Annotated in this window: 21 protein-coding genes; 10 read left to right on the top strand and 11 right to left on the bottom strand. The window is 36.7% G+C overall.

Going from position 1 to position 13341, the window contains the following annotated elements; genetic code table 11:
- Positions 1-69 precede the first annotated feature (69 nt).
- Entirely contained in the window at positions 70-519 is a 450-nt protein-coding gene (locus tag H6791_01675; GenBank protein USN95116.1) for a hypothetical protein, read from the top strand.
- A gap of 43 nt (positions 520-562) precedes the next feature.
- Here H6791_01675 and uppP read toward each other — a convergent pair whose 3' ends face one another.
- Positions 563-1339 (bottom strand): undecaprenyl-diphosphatase UppP, encoded by a 777-nt coding sequence (uppP, locus tag H6791_01670; protein USN95115.1) that lies wholly within the window; start codon positions 1337-1339, stop codon positions 563-565.
- A 1-nt stretch (position 1340) separates the two neighbouring features.
- Positions 1341-2396 carry an alpha/beta hydrolase gene (locus H6791_01665; GenBank protein USN95114.1) on the bottom strand — a complete coding sequence of 352 codons (1056 nt, stop codon included), beginning with the start codon at positions 2394-2396 and terminating at the stop codon, positions 1341-1343.
- Between the two features lie 165 nt (positions 2397-2561).
- Here H6791_01665 and H6791_01660 point away from each other — a divergent pair, with 165 nt between their 5' ends.
- Positions 2562-3527 (top strand): M23 family metallopeptidase, encoded by a 966-nt coding sequence (locus tag H6791_01660; GenBank protein USN95113.1) that lies wholly within the window; start codon positions 2562-2564, stop codon positions 3525-3527.
- A gap of 25 nt (positions 3528-3552) precedes the next feature.
- Here H6791_01660 and H6791_01655 read toward each other — a convergent pair whose 3' ends face one another.
- Entirely contained in the window at positions 3553-3741 is a 189-nt protein-coding gene (locus H6791_01655; protein ID USN95112.1) for a hypothetical protein, read from the bottom strand.
- A 21-nt stretch (positions 3742-3762) separates the two neighbouring features.
- On the opposite strand from H6791_01655, the gene H6791_01650 reads away from it, so the two are divergent.
- Both H6791_01650 and H6791_01645 read left to right on the top strand, forming a co-directional pair.
- Positions 3763-4164 (top strand): DUF2177 family protein, encoded by a 402-nt coding sequence (locus tag H6791_01650; protein USN95111.1) that lies wholly within the window; start codon positions 3763-3765, stop codon positions 4162-4164.
- A 131-nt stretch (positions 4165-4295) separates the two neighbouring features.
- Entirely contained in the window at positions 4296-4616 is a 321-nt protein-coding gene (locus H6791_01645) for a hypothetical protein (protein ID USN95140.1), read from the top strand.
- 62 nt (positions 4617-4678) lie between these two features.
- On the opposite strand, the gene H6791_01640 is transcribed toward H6791_01645, so the two are convergent.
- A complete protein-coding gene (locus tag H6791_01640) occupies positions 4679-5332 on the bottom strand; it encodes a hypothetical protein (GenBank protein ID USN95110.1) in 654 nt (217 codons plus the stop codon).
- 112 nt (positions 5333-5444) lie between these two features.
- Here H6791_01640 and H6791_01635 point away from each other — a divergent pair, with 112 nt between their 5' ends.
- The gene (locus tag H6791_01635) at positions 5445-5987 is read left to right on the top strand and encodes a YgjV family protein (protein ID USN95109.1); all 543 of its coding nucleotides are present in this window, start codon (positions 5445-5447) and stop codon (positions 5985-5987) included.
- Positions 5988-6017: 30 nt separating this feature from the next.
- On the opposite strand, the gene H6791_01630 is transcribed toward H6791_01635, so the two are convergent.
- On the bottom strand, positions 6018-6392 hold the full coding sequence (locus tag H6791_01630) for a hypothetical protein (protein ID USN95108.1): 375 nt from the start codon (positions 6390-6392) through the stop codon (positions 6018-6020).
- A gap of 65 nt (positions 6393-6457) precedes the next feature.
- On the opposite strand from H6791_01630, the gene H6791_01625 reads away from it, so the two are divergent.
- Both H6791_01625 and H6791_01620 read left to right on the top strand, forming a co-directional pair.
- Positions 6458-7414 (top strand): IS30 family transposase, encoded by a 957-nt coding sequence (locus H6791_01625; protein USN95107.1) that lies wholly within the window; start codon positions 6458-6460, stop codon positions 7412-7414.
- Positions 7415-7824: 410 nt separating this feature from the next.
- Entirely contained in the window at positions 7825-8115 is a 291-nt protein-coding gene (locus H6791_01620; GenBank protein USN95106.1) for a hypothetical protein, read from the top strand.
- 33 nt (positions 8116-8148) lie between these two features.
- Here the strand turns inward: H6791_01620 and H6791_01615 are convergent, their stop codons facing one another.
- Positions 8149-8658: a rhodanese-like domain-containing protein gene (locus H6791_01615; GenBank protein ID USN95105.1), complete on the bottom strand. Its 510-nt coding sequence runs from the start codon at positions 8656-8658 to the stop codon at positions 8149-8151.
- Between the two features lie 233 nt (positions 8659-8891).
- Positions 8892-9227, bottom strand: a complete 336-nt coding sequence (locus tag H6791_01610) for a hypothetical protein (GenBank protein USN95104.1) — start codon at positions 9225-9227, stop codon at positions 8892-8894.
- 104 nt (positions 9228-9331) lie between these two features.
- Here H6791_01610 and H6791_01605 point away from each other — a divergent pair, with 104 nt between their 5' ends.
- Positions 9332-10012, top strand: a complete 681-nt coding sequence (locus H6791_01605) for a D-alanyl-D-alanine carboxypeptidase family protein (GenBank protein ID USN95103.1) — start codon at positions 9332-9334, stop codon at positions 10010-10012.
- A 24-nt stretch (positions 10013-10036) separates the two neighbouring features.
- On the opposite strand, the gene H6791_01600 is transcribed toward H6791_01605, so the two are convergent.
- The 3 genes from H6791_01600 to H6791_01590 form a co-directional block, all read right to left on the bottom strand.
- Positions 10037-10315 carry a hypothetical protein gene (locus H6791_01600; protein USN95102.1) on the bottom strand — a complete coding sequence of 93 codons (279 nt, stop codon included), beginning with the start codon at positions 10313-10315 and terminating at the stop codon, positions 10037-10039.
- Position 10316: 1 nt separating this feature from the next.
- Positions 10317-10541, bottom strand: coding sequence for a hypothetical protein (locus H6791_01595; GenBank protein USN95101.1), 225 nt, complete (start codon positions 10539-10541; stop codon positions 10317-10319).
- 290 nt (positions 10542-10831) lie between these two features.
- Positions 10832-11038, bottom strand: a complete 207-nt coding sequence (locus H6791_01590) for a hypothetical protein (protein USN95100.1) — start codon at positions 11036-11038, stop codon at positions 10832-10834.
- A gap of 282 nt (positions 11039-11320) precedes the next feature.
- Here H6791_01590 and H6791_01585 point away from each other — a divergent pair, with 282 nt between their 5' ends.
- Positions 11321-11800, top strand: a complete 480-nt coding sequence (locus H6791_01585; GenBank protein ID USN95099.1) for an NYN domain-containing protein — start codon at positions 11321-11323, stop codon at positions 11798-11800.
- Positions 11801-12151: 351 nt separating this feature from the next.
- On the top strand, positions 12152-12664 hold the full coding sequence (locus tag H6791_01580) for a hypothetical protein (protein USN95098.1): 513 nt from the start codon (positions 12152-12154) through the stop codon (positions 12662-12664).
- Between the two features lie 257 nt (positions 12665-12921).
- Here the strand turns inward: H6791_01580 and H6791_01575 are convergent, their stop codons facing one another.
- A complete protein-coding gene (locus tag H6791_01575) occupies positions 12922-13281 on the bottom strand; it encodes a hypothetical protein (protein USN95097.1) in 360 nt (119 codons plus the stop codon).
- Positions 13282-13341: the final 60 nt, after the last annotated feature.

Here is a 13341-nt window from a genome sequence, read left to right as displayed (position 1 = left end):
ATGAAAAAAGTCTTATATTTTATGGTTATTCTGGCGACATTCGCCGGATGTACCGCACCTGAAAAGCTTATGAAAAATAAGCTGGAGAACGAGGGTATCTCGGAAGAAGAGTATCCGAATTCACTTCAACTTTATGTTTCTTCGGAGATAGTGATCGAAAGATCATCTGCGAAGGACAAAGTTGATCCGACCGCCGAAATAGATGAATCTGGCAAGGTGGTAAATACTACTGAAAAGATTGTCATTAAGGAAAAAACTCCCGGCATTGCAAAATCTGCTGACCTCGTTATCGAGGTGAGTTTTGACCCCAACGATGATCGGACTATTCCGTTTATTTATGACGAGAAGTCTGATACATTCAAGCTTCTTGAAAATGAGATCAACGATAATCCGAGCGGAGAGCTGACCTATGGAGGAAAGAATTTCCGGATCATTTCCGGCAAGAGTTCGCACCTCCTTTACAAAAGAGTTGACCAAGAGGATGTAAAAGTCCTCAAGGGAAATAAAATCGGTAAGTAGGGTGCAAAGACAAACAAAAAGCGGACGCATGCGTCCGCTTTTTTTATTTTATAAAAACAAAGTACAAAACTATTGCTACAAGTATTCTATATACTCCAAATATTTTGAAAGAGTTTTTTTGTATGAAGTTTAAGAAAAATCGTATACCTAAAATTGCTGTTACAAAAGAAACTACTATCCCTACGATTAGAAGCCAGATTTCTTGGCTAGAGATAGAGACTCCGTCTTTTAGAAGTTCTACAAAAGTTGCTCCAAGTATTGTTGGTATGGCAAGTAGAAATGAGAATTCCACTATCTGCTTTTTTGGTATTCCAGAAAGCCTTCCTCCTATTATTGTCGCGCCACTTCTAGAAACCCCAGGAATCATAGCGAGAACTTGGTATAGTCCGAGAAGAATAGCGTTTTTGTAAGTTATGTTTTCGACTGAAACTAGTTCTTGGTCAGGTTTTTCTTTTTTGAAATGTTCAACTAGGATCATTACTATTCCTCCAACAAAAAGTGCCGAAAGTATAAGAAGCATGCTTTCGAAAAATACGTTCTTTATTATTTTGTAAAGCAGGAGTCCTCCAATCATTGTCGGGATAAAACCAACAACTAGCTTTAGAAACAAATCTTTTTGTTTGAAGAATCTTTTGTAGTAAACAAAAACAACAGCAAGTATAGCTCCAGACTGTACTGCTATGGCAAAAGTTTTTGCAAACTCACTACTTCCTATATTTAGAAGTTTTTCTGCAAAAAGTAGGTGGGCAGTAGACGAAACAGGTAGAAACTCTGTAAAGCCTTCTACTACACCCAAAACAACGCTATCAAAAAAGTTCATATTAGTTGTAATTATTGTTTAGGAAACTTATTATTTCGTCGAAGTAATTTGTTATGATTGTATCTTTGTCGTGACCAGCACCAGGAGCTGTGATAAAAGTTACGTCTATTCCAGCGGCAGTCATGAGGCTATATAGTTCTTGGCTTTGTTCTATTGGTACAGTTTGGTCAGCATCACCGTGGATTATAAGAAATGGTGGGTCGCCAGCATCTAGGTAGTAAGCAGAAGATGTCTTGACCATGTCAGGACAACTAGATCCAACTGCACATCCAAATAGCCCGTATAGGTTTGGTAGAACGCTATCGCTTATGTCTGTTATCTGGCTCACCGTTAGAGATCCAAATAGGTTTACTACACCGTCTACACAAGAAGAGTAGCCTGTGTTTCCTCCAGTTGTTCCTTCGAGTTCGGCTACACCACAAGATGTTCCGAGAAGTGAAACTGTCATACCACCAGAAGAAGTTCCTAGTGCAAATATGTTACCCCCGTCTATCCCTAGAGATGAAGCATTGGCACGTAGATATCTCACTGCACCTTTTACGTCTTGTATCTGAGAAGGGAAAAGTCCATCTAGAACGCTTCTATATGCAACTTCTGCTATGGCGTAACCCTCTTTTGCAAAGTCATCTATGTATCCATCGGCTGCATTTAGTCCACCTGGTCCAAACGCTCCGCCATGTATCCAAACTATAACTGGAGGATTACTAGAACCTTTTGGGATATTCAAATCAAACTTGAGTGAGCTAGAACCAGTACTTCCATAAGTTATTGTTTGTGAGGCGTACTGACCATTTGTTTTTGTTGGTCCAGAGTTTCCTGTATTGTTGTTGTCATTGTTTTGGTTTGTATCGTTAGTGTCGTTTTGTGTATCTTCAGAGTTTTGATCTTCGTTTTGGTTTGTTGTCTGGTTTGTTATTTTGTCGAAAACATTATTTTTGTTTTGTTTGTTTTTGCTTGGTTTTGCGTTTTTTATACATATACCAAAAATTACCCCAAGTATTAGAAACCCGGCCAGTGTTAGAAAAAATACCTTTTTTGATATGTGTATATTATCCATATAGTAAATTTATATGACAAAAAATCCCAAAATAGCGCCCAAAACAAAGGACGAAATCATTGCTAGAAAAGCTATGTCTTTTCTAATTTCTATCATGTGGTCTTATTATATATTTTTTGGACTATTACTTCAACCTTGGGTAAAATAAAAAGAAACCATTGATCTATGAAAAAAAGATACAAATTTTACAGATTCGTTTGGATTTGTTTGTTTTTAGTCTTTGGTTATCTTGAAATTTATTCTTTTTGGGGTTTCAAGAAAATGGATAACCAAAAGACAGATTCTGCTTTTACCTCCAACCCAGCTCCAGTAAAGAAAGTTTTTTTTGAAAAACTAGACACTGTGGCTCAAGGAGATGTGCTCGTCGTAAAGGCGGCGCCACTAACTGAGTCTGTCGTTATAAACGGAGAAACTTCTCCATGTTTCTTGATTGGTGACACTATGCTTTTCTTGGTTCCTATCGACATAGAAACCGACACAGGAAAGATGTTTATCAAGGCTACAATTTATGGTGAATGGTATATGCTTCCGGTTTATGTAAAACCCGGTGGAAACCAAGAGGTTAGAAACATGGGGGTTCGGATCGCAGACTCTGCAAAAATCTACTACGCCAGAAATTACAAAGACTCGATAAGAAGCCTGTCTGGAGATGCTCTATTTACTGACTTTGCTTATTCACCGCCACTCAAAAGTATCTATGTTACTTGTCCACTTGGAAGGTACAGAAAGTATATTTCTAGGTGTGACGGGAGAGGAGATACTCTGGTTTGGTATAGGCATAGTGGTGTAGACATGAGGGCGGCTTATGGAACTCGTGTTTTTGCCGAGTACGATGGGGTAGTAAGAAGCTACACCGATCTAGAAGACGGTGGAGGGAATTCGCTTATACTAGATCACGGTCTTGGTATTTGTACGAAATATCTTCACACATCAAAAAGCTTGGTGGCAGTAGGAGACACAGTAAAAAGTGGCCAACCGATAGCTCTTTCTGGAAATAGTGGAGGAGTGCCAGCACACCTACATGTAACCACCATGATAGGTTCGTCTGTTATTTCGGAAGAAGCTTTGAAAAAGGCCTTTGCCGAAATCGAAATAGTCCAAAAGAATCAAACACAACGCAGCTCGCTTTAGTCGAGCTACTTTTTTATTTCCTTATTTATATAGACAAGTATCCGATATACAAAACAAGCACAAGATACCACATAGACCAACCTTTTTCTGGAGGGAAGAATCTAGAAAATATCCTGAAATGTCTTATGTACCAATTTCTTCCAAAATAGAAAACTATATTTGCAGAAATTGCATCGACCAAGAGTACTATAAAAATTATTGTAGTTATACTCATATACTTTTATAATATAAATATATGAATTACATAGCAACATATTTTATAGCACTGCCGGTGTTTTTTATCATAGACCTTCTGTGGCTTGGAGTTATAGCAAAGCCTATATATCAGAAGTTTTTGGGACACATGCTTCTTGAGTCTCCAAGGTGGGGTTTTGCCATCGCGTTTTATTTACTATTTATTTTGGGACTAGTTATTTTTGCCATACAACCCGCTATAGTTTCTGGTTCCGCACAAAAAGCTCTTTTCTTGGGCGCTATGTTTGGGTTTTTCTCCTATATGACATATGAGTTTACAAACTATTCTCTTATCAAGGGCTGGCCTATCGGTATAGTCCCCATAGATATAGTTTGGGGGATCTTCCTTTCTGGGGCTGTTTCTGTATGTACGTTTTATTTACACCAAGTTTTTATCGGTTAGGTTTTCTTTGACAAGAACTTGTTTTTAGTGTATTCTTATATATAGGAGTCTTAGGTATAGTAAAAGTTTTGTCGATACAATTAACTATAACGTTTTGGCTCAATTAGTAGAATTGTAAAGATAAATTTGCTATGCAAAATCAAGGCGACAGACAAATGTTCAGTGGTAACTGGTCATGTTCTTCTTGCGGTGGAGCTATAACACAGCTTCCATTCCAACCAGATCCTGAGAGAGTTGATTCTCTAAAATGTAGAGATTGTTTCTCAAAGAATAAGGGAGGAGACAGAAGAGGTTCAGGTTCTAGAGACAGAGGTCCTAGACAAATGTTCAGTGGTGACTGGTCATGTGCATCTTGTGGTAAGGCTATAACAGAACTTCCGTTCCAGCCAGACCCAGCAAGAGTTGATTCTCTAAAATGTAGAGACTGTCATTCTCAAGATAGAAGATTCTAATCTTCTAACAACAAAAAACCCCGATTATCGGGGTTTTTTGTATTTTGATTTAGAAAAACAAATTATTGATTTGTTGATTCTTCGTCTGTAGTTTCATCTGTCATGACTTCTCCTTCTTCTGTTTCTCCCTCTGTCATAACTTCTTCGTCAGAAGATTCGTCATCTGTCATGACCTCTTCTTCGACTACTGTTTCTTCTACAAGAGTGTATCCTTCTTCTTCTACAAGATCAGATACTACTATCTCTTCTATAGCTGGTGCGTCTTCGCTGATTTCTCCATCGCTTGAGACAGCTTCTTCGCCATCTAGAACAGGAGTATCAGTTTCCTCGCTGTATTCTCCGTCTCCGTCGTCAGCTGTAAGTTCTGCTGAGATAGAGTCTCCAGAAGTTGTTTCTTCTGTTAGAGTAACTTCAACATTGAAGTTTTCTCCAGCTGGAAGTAGGGCACTTGTACCAACTACTTTTTTTGTATTTGTTTCAGTATCAGTTTTGTATATGATGATGAAACCTGGTTGTGCTAGCTTTGCATAGCTAACTGTTGCAGCCATACCTGGCTTTTGATCAGCTAGGATAACAGCATTTTCCTCTTCAACAAGTGAAGCAGGCATTTGTGTAGATAGATTTTCATCTGTATCTACATCGTCTTTCTTGTCTGAGATTACTATGATTACTACTATAGCAAGAGCCAAGACAACAAAAGCTAAAAACTTTTTCATAATTTACTTTGATTTTAATTGAACTACTAAGACCGATAAGGTTTCGGACACAACTATTATAACAGAAGCACAGATTTTTCATAATCGCATAAAAGCGTGGTATTATAAGCCTATGTTAGACAATCAGCTTCTTATCCAAGGCCTAGGATTCTTCGGACTTTTGTTCCAGCTTTTTTCTTTTCAGGCCAATGATCGGTCAAAAATACTTTTTCGACAGGGGATAGGGGCTATATTTTTTGCAGTGCACTTTTTCTTGATAGGAGCTTTTTCTGGAGCGACGATAAGTGCGGTTATTGCAGCTAGAAACGCGGTTTTTTATGAAAAGACAAAAGAAAGTTGGGCCAATCACAAGATATGGATGTTTTTCTTTATGATTCTACTTGTAGCATTAACTTTGTTTTTTGCATGGGAAGGATGGTTTAGTTTATTGCCACTTTGCGGAACAGTCGTTGGAACTTATGCTAGGTGGAACGATAAATCAAACTTGATAAGAGAGTTTTCTTTGGGCGGAGTAACTCTATGGCTTATATACTCTATAATAGTAGGATCTATACCAGCGATAATAAATAACGCACTTTTACTTGCGTCAGTATTTGTAGGATTCTTGCGATTCGATAAACATATAGACTTTCATAAACTGATGCATCATGGATAAAAAAAGCCCCGCGGTATGCGGGGCTTTGGTTTAGGTGTTAGCCACTTCTCTTACTTGGAAAAGTAATTCTTCTGCAGCTTGGGATTCTCTGTTGTAGGAACCCAAATACCTTACATGGCCTTGCTGGCCATCGGATGTCACCAGTTTTCCGTTTCGGAACTCAAGGGTCATAAAACCGCTTGGCCTTTCAACGTGAATTTTTTCTCTGCTGCCATCTTTGCCATAGCCGATGTTTACACCGGGGCTACTTTTAGGCCAAAGAGAGTGAGTTTCTCTGAATCCGAATCGGATAGCTGAGGGCAGGTCGCGGTCTCTTTGAGCCTCAAATCCTCCCTGTAGTGATTGAATTATTTCACTAATTTCAATCTTCTGGAATACTCCTGTTTGCAGTGCTGTTGTTGTCATAATAAAATAACGGTCCCCCAACGAACTTTGAAGCAGAACAATTTATAAGTTAAGTTTATTGTCATATGAAAAAGAAAAAACAATATAAACATCTTTCTTTTGAGGAAAGATTTGTGATTGAAAAATCATTGAGTAGAAGCATAAAGATTAGAGATATAGCTATGCTATTAGGTAGAAGCCCAAGTACTATAAGTAGTGAAGTCAACAGAAATAGAGTAAATGGAGAATATATAGCAGATAAAGCCCAACATAGATCATATATTAAAAGATGGAGATCAAAGAGGCAGTGCTTGAAAGTCTCTATGGATAGATTCTTAGTTGGGTTTGTGGAGAAGAAACTTATTGAAAAATGGTCACCTAAACAAATAAGTGGGTATTTAGATAAAGAACATGAAATAACATGTTCAGATAAAGCAATATATAAGTTTATTGACTCTAGATGTCTAGAAAGGTACCTGTTTTGGTCATGGAACAAGAAAAAGAGTGGAAGGAAGAGGTATAAATATGATAACCCTAAAGATAATAGAAAATATATTAAAAATAGGCCCGTATTAGTTGGTGTTGGTCACTGGGAGGTAGATTTTATTGTTTCTAAAAAAAGCACCTGGTCACTTCTTGTGGCGACTGATCGCTTAACTAAACATACTCTCATAAAGAGGCTCCCAAACAGAAAACACGTGACTATCAATCACGCGCTTTCTGAAATGTTCAATGGTCAATCTCTTAAAACTATAACCACTGACAATGACATCGCTTTCAATCACTGGAAAGTGATTGAAGAGCAATTAAATACTAACATATACTTCACACATCCCTATCATTCATGGGAGAAGGGGCTGGTAGAGAATACCAATAGATGGATTAGATGTTTTGTACCCAAGAAGAGAGACGTTAGTACCGTAACTGATGAAGAAATTGAAAGTATTCTTTCCTTCATCAATGACCGACCGAGAGAAGTGATTGATTTTAGAATTCCTAGTGTGTACTATAAAGAACAGCAATGTGTTCTGCTTGAGGGGTAGCTGGAGGGGTTTTGGTTTCCAAAGAGATTAAATCAATACGAGTCTTTTGTCAATCATTAATTTATTTTGATTTAATCCACAGCCTCTTGTTTCAAAAACATATTGCTAGAGTTAATAGGCTTGCTACAATTCTCAGTGAGTGATGACACCTAGTGGAATCGATGAGAGCCATATAGGACCTTCACGGGTCGAATTTTTATATAAAATTCATTCTATATTTTTATGGCAGCAAAGAAGAAAGTTGCAAAAAAGGCTCCAAAGAAGGCAGCTAAAAAAGCAACTAAAAAGGCAACAAAAAAGGCGTCAAAGAAAAGATAATTTTTCCAAAAAAGAGCGTATCATATGAGCGCTCTTTTTTGTTTGTTTGACTAGAGTCAATATAAAAAGTACTATAAGAAAAAACCTGAAAAATGAACTTTAGAAAAACTTACGAATCTCTGGATCTAGACGTAGAAGAAAAACTTCCTTACATAGATGTTTTGAGGTTTGTCTTTGATCATGGAAAATTTCCGGAGTTTATGCAAGGCATACTGGATAGTCCAAAGTCTTCCGCAAAACAGATCGAGGCGGTGACAAAGATACGCCACTTCAAAGAGGTTGCAAGTTCAATCACTTTTCAAGAAGGGGACAGAAAAGTCGATGTTCTTGAACGGGTGTGGAACAATTCTTTGGAAAGCGTCCATGAAGGCAGCGGTATGTAACTAAAAACCCGGCAGAACACCGGGTTTTTTTATTTATCTATTCCAAGGCATTTTTCTCAAGAATCTTGCCATAAAGCATATGTTTGTCACTCCTCCAAATATAAGCCCGATACTTACAAATATACTTATCGCTATAAAACCAGTTCTATATAAAGAAAGTAGAACTCCAACCAGAACAAGTATCCCAGCTGTAAGCATAACTTGTCTATGTATATTCATTCCACCACTTTTCAGGATAGGTAGGTGTTCTTCTTTCCACTCGGTTATTCCACCTTCTACGTTTATGAAATTTTCCAAGTTCATTTCTTTGAGTTTGCTACACGCCTCGGTGCTTCTACCGCCTGTTTCGCAGTGTAGATATACGTTTTTGTATTTTGAAAGCTCGTCTTTGAAGTCTTTTAGTTTTTCGAGTGGGATATTGATACTCGATGCGATTCTCTCTGCCTTGTGTTCACCTGGAGCTCTGACGTCTACTAGTATACTGTCCTCTCTCCAGTTTGGATCAGACATCTTTTCTTTTAGTTCTTTTACTGTTATTTCCATAATATTTTTCTTGGTTTATAAGTGACTAGATTATAACAGAAAAATACTTATTTTTGACATTATAGAGATATTTGGTTAATATGCGAAAAAAGCTAGTACCATGGATTCACAAAAGATATTTGATTTTCTGACAGCTTGCTCCCTTGTTGGTTCGGCTGTCATCATTCTCGGCTGGTTGTTTCTCGGAATATTTATTCCTGTGAGAAAAAAGAATGCATAAAAAAAGCCCCCAACTAGGGGGCTGTTTCTTTTTCTGGATCAAGTTTATAGGCTTGCATAGGCTTTGAGTCATCATCTGGCCATATAACTCCCCAGCCGCGGTCTCTCCACCACTTTTCTGCTATTGGAGTTACGTACTCGTTCCATCTATTTATTGCAACAGATTGCAACCTTCTCAGGTCCTCTCTCTCTTGCTGGGTCATTATCTCTACCACCTTGTCACTCGTAGGTATTTTATTTTCTCGTTTTGAAAAAAAATCCCAGCGAAGTTTAAAAATGAATTTTTCATACTGTTTGTTTAGTCGAGCATGTTCTTTTTTAAGACGAGCTTCTTCCTTGGTCGTTGACATTATTTGATTGTTTAATTTATTTTAAATTACTACACAAAAAGACAAATGTCAAATTCTATTATTTAATAATATTTTTTGGTAACATAAACAAAAATACAAAAATCATGAAACAAATAAGAAAAGTTTTATCTAGAGATGCTTGGAGCAGCGTCAAAATATATGAAAATGGTGAGACACTTGTTCTTCTTGAAGAAAATCCAAAGCTGAAGCTGGGTATTATCAAAAAATCATATGAACAGAAGTTTTTTGTCAGAAAATCCATCGCAGATAAGCTATACAAGGTTTCCGAATCTTTACCAGATAATCTTTCGCTTGTTGTTATAGAGGGATATAGGTCTGTCGGAGATCAACAAAAGTCTTGGTTAGTTGCTTTCAATAATATAAAAAAACTTTTTCCAAAATTGAGCAACGAAGAGATAGAAAGAAAAACTTCTATGGTTATAGCAAGACCAAATCTACTTGCTAATCATAACTGTGGTGGGGCTATAGACGTAACTTTAGCGGACAAAAATGGAAATTTATTGGACATGGGTTCGCCTTATCCATCTTTAGATTCTACAAAAGAAGAAAGGACGAGGTTCCCTATGTTTCCAAAAAGTTTTTTGTTTTTTAGTTTGCTTACAAAAAACCAAAGAAAAAATAGAAAAATTCTTCGCAAAAGAATGGAATCACAAGGTTTCGTTTGGTATCCGGGAGAATGGTGGCATTATTGTTATGGAGACAGAATGTGGGCAGTTTATACCGGAAGAAATTTTTGTATATATGGACCTGCAAGTATCGAATAAAAAGCCCCCAACTAGGGGGCTGTTTTATTTATTTAACTTTCTATACAAGCTTCCAGTTATCACAAGTATAAGTATGCCAACACCTAGTACAACATAGGGGCTATTGTCGAAAAGACCTAGGTTTCCGAGTATGATCTTTACTCCCTCGCTAACCATTATCACTCCAGAGAGTATGAGTATCCCAAAGGTCACGGGATATCTTTCGAAAACCTTCTTGCCTTGTTTTTCCATAGAATCGTTTATCTTTTCTGTCAGAGATTCTACATGCTTTAGTATATCGATGTCGTTTTTTTCTATATTCATTTTATTCTTCCAATAGGTCTTGAAACTGTTGATCTCTTTGTGCTTGGAGGTCTTTGTATCCTTGGACGCTTTCGTCCACCTTGTCTTTGTTGGCAGAGAAGCCACCCGTTGTCACTTGCTTGATGAGATTATTGCCATCTTTGTCTTTGACTAGTAGTGCCACCAGTAAGAAACCAAGTATTGCAAATATAAAAACTTTTATAAAACCTGCTTGTTTGTTTTGCATAAATTTTTGTGATTATTCTAATTGATCTAATAATATCATGAAAAAACCCCGCCGTGGCGGGGTTTTTGTTTATTTTTTCGCGCTTTTCTTTTTTCTAGAAGCAAGCATCTCTTTCTTTATTTCAAGTCGTTTTTTTGTTTTTGGAGATCCTTTTGACTTCTTGTGTGGTCTAAGTGAGTTTGGTCTTTTTCCCATATTGTTTTTGAATTATATTAATCTTTTTTCGTTAAATTAGTATAGTACATTTATATCTATTTTGCTACACAGATAAAAACGCTATTTGTCGCTCGTTATATCTTCCCGTTTAGGTATTTGCCAGCGAGACTGAGGGCAAAAGAGGGAAGGATGATAAATATAGTGGCTTGTAGTAGTCGTATCAGGACCTCGCTAAATGCTGTAGATTCACCATCCATACCACCTATGGCAACTAGAGTTATGCCAACTATACCAAAAGTGATAGATGAATAAATAAATATTTTTGTGGCTATTTTTTGCATGAGGGTATTATAGCAGAAGAAAACCCGTCGTTAGTAGCCTTGCGGCGCGACGGGTTGAGGGGTCCAGTAGATACCTTGGTACTATTGGCTTTATTTTACGGTACATAAGTCCAACCTTATTTTTATAATAGCATATTTTTTGTCTATTTTTAATTTTTAAAATCTTTCCACTGGACAAGCCTGCCTGCCGACAAAGGCAGGTTCCCGCCAGAGGCGGACAGGCGCGAGAGTATATTCGAAAGTGGTTTTAGAAAATAATATATAAGTGGTATTATATAAATTATGAAAACCAATATTTATATAGATGGTAATAATTTATACCGCTCTGCTAAAGAACTTGGTTTTAATCTTGATTACAAGAAATTGAGGGGATGGCTTAGACAGAAATATAATGCTAGCAATGTTTATCTTTTCATCGGCTTGGTACCAGAAAGAGTTAAATTCTATGAACATTTACAAAGCTGTGGTTATATTTTGGTCTTTAAACAAACGGTGTCAGTAGGAGAGAAAATCAAAGGGAATTGTGATGCAGAATTAGTACTGAAAACGGTCTCTGATTTCTACACTAAATCTTTTGATAAATGTATTTTAATTACAGGAGACGGAGATTTTGGATGTCTTGTAGAATTTCTTAAAGACAATAATGCTATCATCGGAGTTTTGTCTCCAGATGAAAATAAATGTTCTATTTTAATACGAAACAAGAATATAGAAATCACTTTTCTAAACGATTTGTACCATAAATTTTCTACCAGAGCCTGAAAAGAAAAAGCCCCCAATGTGGACGAATCCACACAAGGGTCTCTTTCATAGTGATAGACATATTATACACCTACTTATACAATTGTGCAAGGATTCTTGTGTAAGTACATTATAGCAGAAATAGAATATTTTTTTGGCTCCCTCTGTTGTACAAGCCTGCCTGCCGGCAAAGGCAGGTTCCCGCCAGAGGCGGACAGGCGCCACTCTGAATTGGACTGCAATTAAAAGGGAATTGGAATTTTTAAGATTTTTGAGGTGGTTCCGGTGGTAACACTTCAGAACTCGCAACTTATATACCTATTTACAAATACATAATTTATGATATATTATGTTTTAATAAATCATTGTTCTATGAGAGAAAAAATACGAAAATTACTACTTGGTACAGACACTTCAGTAGTTACATCTACAGAACAGTTTGTAAAATGGTTGTTTGCATTACGAAAACAAGAAAACCTTTTCTATAAAAGTTCGGTTGAAGCACCCGAAGAGTACGAATACTCTGAGAACTTTATTAAAGAACTTTTTTGGCAAATTACTTGTTGGATGTATCTACAATCTTTGAAAATGCCCGCCACTGATGAAAATCTTAACAGTGTTGAGAGGCTCATTAGAAAGTATGAAGACATAGCGAGTATTGAAACTTTAATGCCTTCACTTACGGTTGATATAAAAGAAGTAAACTTATCTGCTTGGGATACTTCGCGTAAAGTAGATGCTCTTGTAAATGGTTTGGAAAGTTTTTGTGATAACAACAAAGATACGCAAAACTTTTTATACCTACTACGACATCTAACTGGACACGATGTAATACCTGCCATAAGGCGTTTTGCTAGCAACCTTAGTAGTGATTTGAAAAATTAGTAATAAGAACATTTCGCAAGAAGTGTTCTTTTTATTATAAAAGTTCTGAACCCTATTTGGGTATCAAAAAATCACCTCGTTTTACAAAGTGATTTTAATGGCTTCCTCTAGTGGACGAGTTCAGAACCCTGAATCGGGTTGCTATTAAAAAGAGTTAGAGTTTTCTAAGATTTTTGAGATGTTTCCGATGGTGGCACTTCAGAACTAATAAAAAGAAAAATCCACCAAGCGGTAGAAGTTTCTACCACAAAGTGGATTTATTTTAATTTTTCACTTAAGGAACTTTCGTAGTCTGAATTAGCTCCAAACAATTTACTCATTCCTATTGGGTCTCTTTTCTTGTCCCTTACAAGAACCATCTGATAAAACTTTTCTTTAAGAGAAGGTTCGTCTTTGGAAAGATTTACCATATTTTCCACAATTACTTTTTCAATGTATCCGATTTTCTTTTTATCATCGGATGTTAATTTTGCTTCCTCGGTCTCTATTGTAAATTGTATGGTTTGCCAAAAGGCAATTAAATCTTCTGATGACATAAGCTGTAAAGCTTTGAATGTATCAAATAATTCTTGAGCCGAAATAAATGTTCCTTTAATTTTATCAATTAAACTTTTCATATCTTCTATATTTAATTGGTTATCACAAAAGACAAAATCTTCTCTGAAAACCAATCAAAT

The sequence above is a fragment of the Candidatus Nomurabacteria bacterium genome, from assembly GCA_023898605.1.
In the GTDB taxonomy this organism is placed as follows: domain Bacteria; phylum Patescibacteriota; class Minisyncoccia; order Phycocordibacterales; family UBA9973; genus HK-STAS-PATE-34.
Note: the sequence above shows the minus strand (reverse complement) of the source record. Positions and strands in the feature narration are given on the sequence as shown.

What these genes read in the sequence shown, in the direction of transcription:
- H6791_01675 (USN95116.1), top strand. Translation starts at nt 70, where the DNA reads ATGAAAAATAAGCTGGAGAACGAGGGTATCTCGGAAGAAGAGTATCCG.
- uppP (USN95115.1), bottom strand. Translation starts at nt 1,339, where the DNA reads ATGAACTTTTTTGATAGCGTTGTTTTGGGTGTAGTAGAAGGCTTTACA.
- H6791_01665 (USN95114.1), bottom strand. Translation starts at nt 2,396, where the DNA reads ATGGATAATATACACATATCAAAAAAGGTATTTTTTCTAACACTGGCC.
- H6791_01660 (USN95113.1), top strand. Translation starts at nt 2,562, where the DNA reads ATGAAAAAAAGATACAAATTTTACAGATTCGTTTGGATTTGTTTGTTT.
- H6791_01655 (USN95112.1), bottom strand. Translation starts at nt 3,741, where the DNA reads ATGAGTATAACTACAATAATTTTTATAGTACTCTTGGTCGATGCAATT.
- H6791_01650 (USN95111.1), top strand. Translation starts at nt 3,763, where the DNA reads ATGAATTACATAGCAACATATTTTATAGCACTGCCGGTGTTTTTTATC.
- H6791_01645 (USN95140.1), top strand. Translation starts at nt 4,296, where the DNA reads ATGCAAAATCAAGGCGACAGACAAATGTTCAGTGGTAACTGGTCATGT.
- H6791_01640 (USN95110.1), bottom strand. Translation starts at nt 5,332, where the DNA reads ATGAAAAAGTTTTTAGCTTTTGTTGTCTTGGCTCTTGCTATAGTAGTA.
- H6791_01635 (USN95109.1), top strand. Translation starts at nt 5,445, where the DNA reads ATGTTAGACAATCAGCTTCTTATCCAAGGCCTAGGATTCTTCGGACTT.
- H6791_01630 (USN95108.1), bottom strand. Translation starts at nt 6,392, where the DNA reads ATGACAACAACAGCACTGCAAACAGGAGTATTCCAGAAGATTGAAATT.
- H6791_01625 (USN95107.1), top strand. Translation starts at nt 6,458, where the DNA reads ATGAAAAAGAAAAAACAATATAAACATCTTTCTTTTGAGGAAAGATTT.
- H6791_01620 (USN95106.1), top strand. Translation starts at nt 7,825, where the DNA reads ATGAACTTTAGAAAAACTTACGAATCTCTGGATCTAGACGTAGAAGAA.
- H6791_01615 (USN95105.1), bottom strand. Translation starts at nt 8,658, where the DNA reads ATGGAAATAACAGTAAAAGAACTAAAAGAAAAGATGTCTGATCCAAAC.
- H6791_01610 (USN95104.1), bottom strand. Translation starts at nt 9,227, where the DNA reads ATGTCAACGACCAAGGAAGAAGCTCGTCTTAAAAAAGAACATGCTCGA.
- H6791_01605 (USN95103.1), top strand. Translation starts at nt 9,332, where the DNA reads ATGAAACAAATAAGAAAAGTTTTATCTAGAGATGCTTGGAGCAGCGTC.
- H6791_01600 (USN95102.1), bottom strand. Translation starts at nt 10,315, where the DNA reads ATGAATATAGAAAAAAACGACATCGATATACTAAAGCATGTAGAATCT.
- H6791_01595 (USN95101.1), bottom strand. Translation starts at nt 10,541, where the DNA reads ATGCAAAACAAACAAGCAGGTTTTATAAAAGTTTTTATATTTGCAATA.
- H6791_01590 (USN95100.1), bottom strand. Translation starts at nt 11,038, where the DNA reads ATGCAAAAAATAGCCACAAAAATATTTATTTATTCATCTATCACTTTT.
- H6791_01585 (USN95099.1), top strand. Translation starts at nt 11,321, where the DNA reads ATGAAAACCAATATTTATATAGATGGTAATAATTTATACCGCTCTGCT.
- H6791_01580 (USN95098.1), top strand. Translation starts at nt 12,152, where the DNA reads ATGAGAGAAAAAATACGAAAATTACTACTTGGTACAGACACTTCAGTA.
- H6791_01575 (USN95097.1), bottom strand. Translation starts at nt 13,281, where the DNA reads ATGAAAAGTTTAATTGATAAAATTAAAGGAACATTTATTTCGGCTCAA.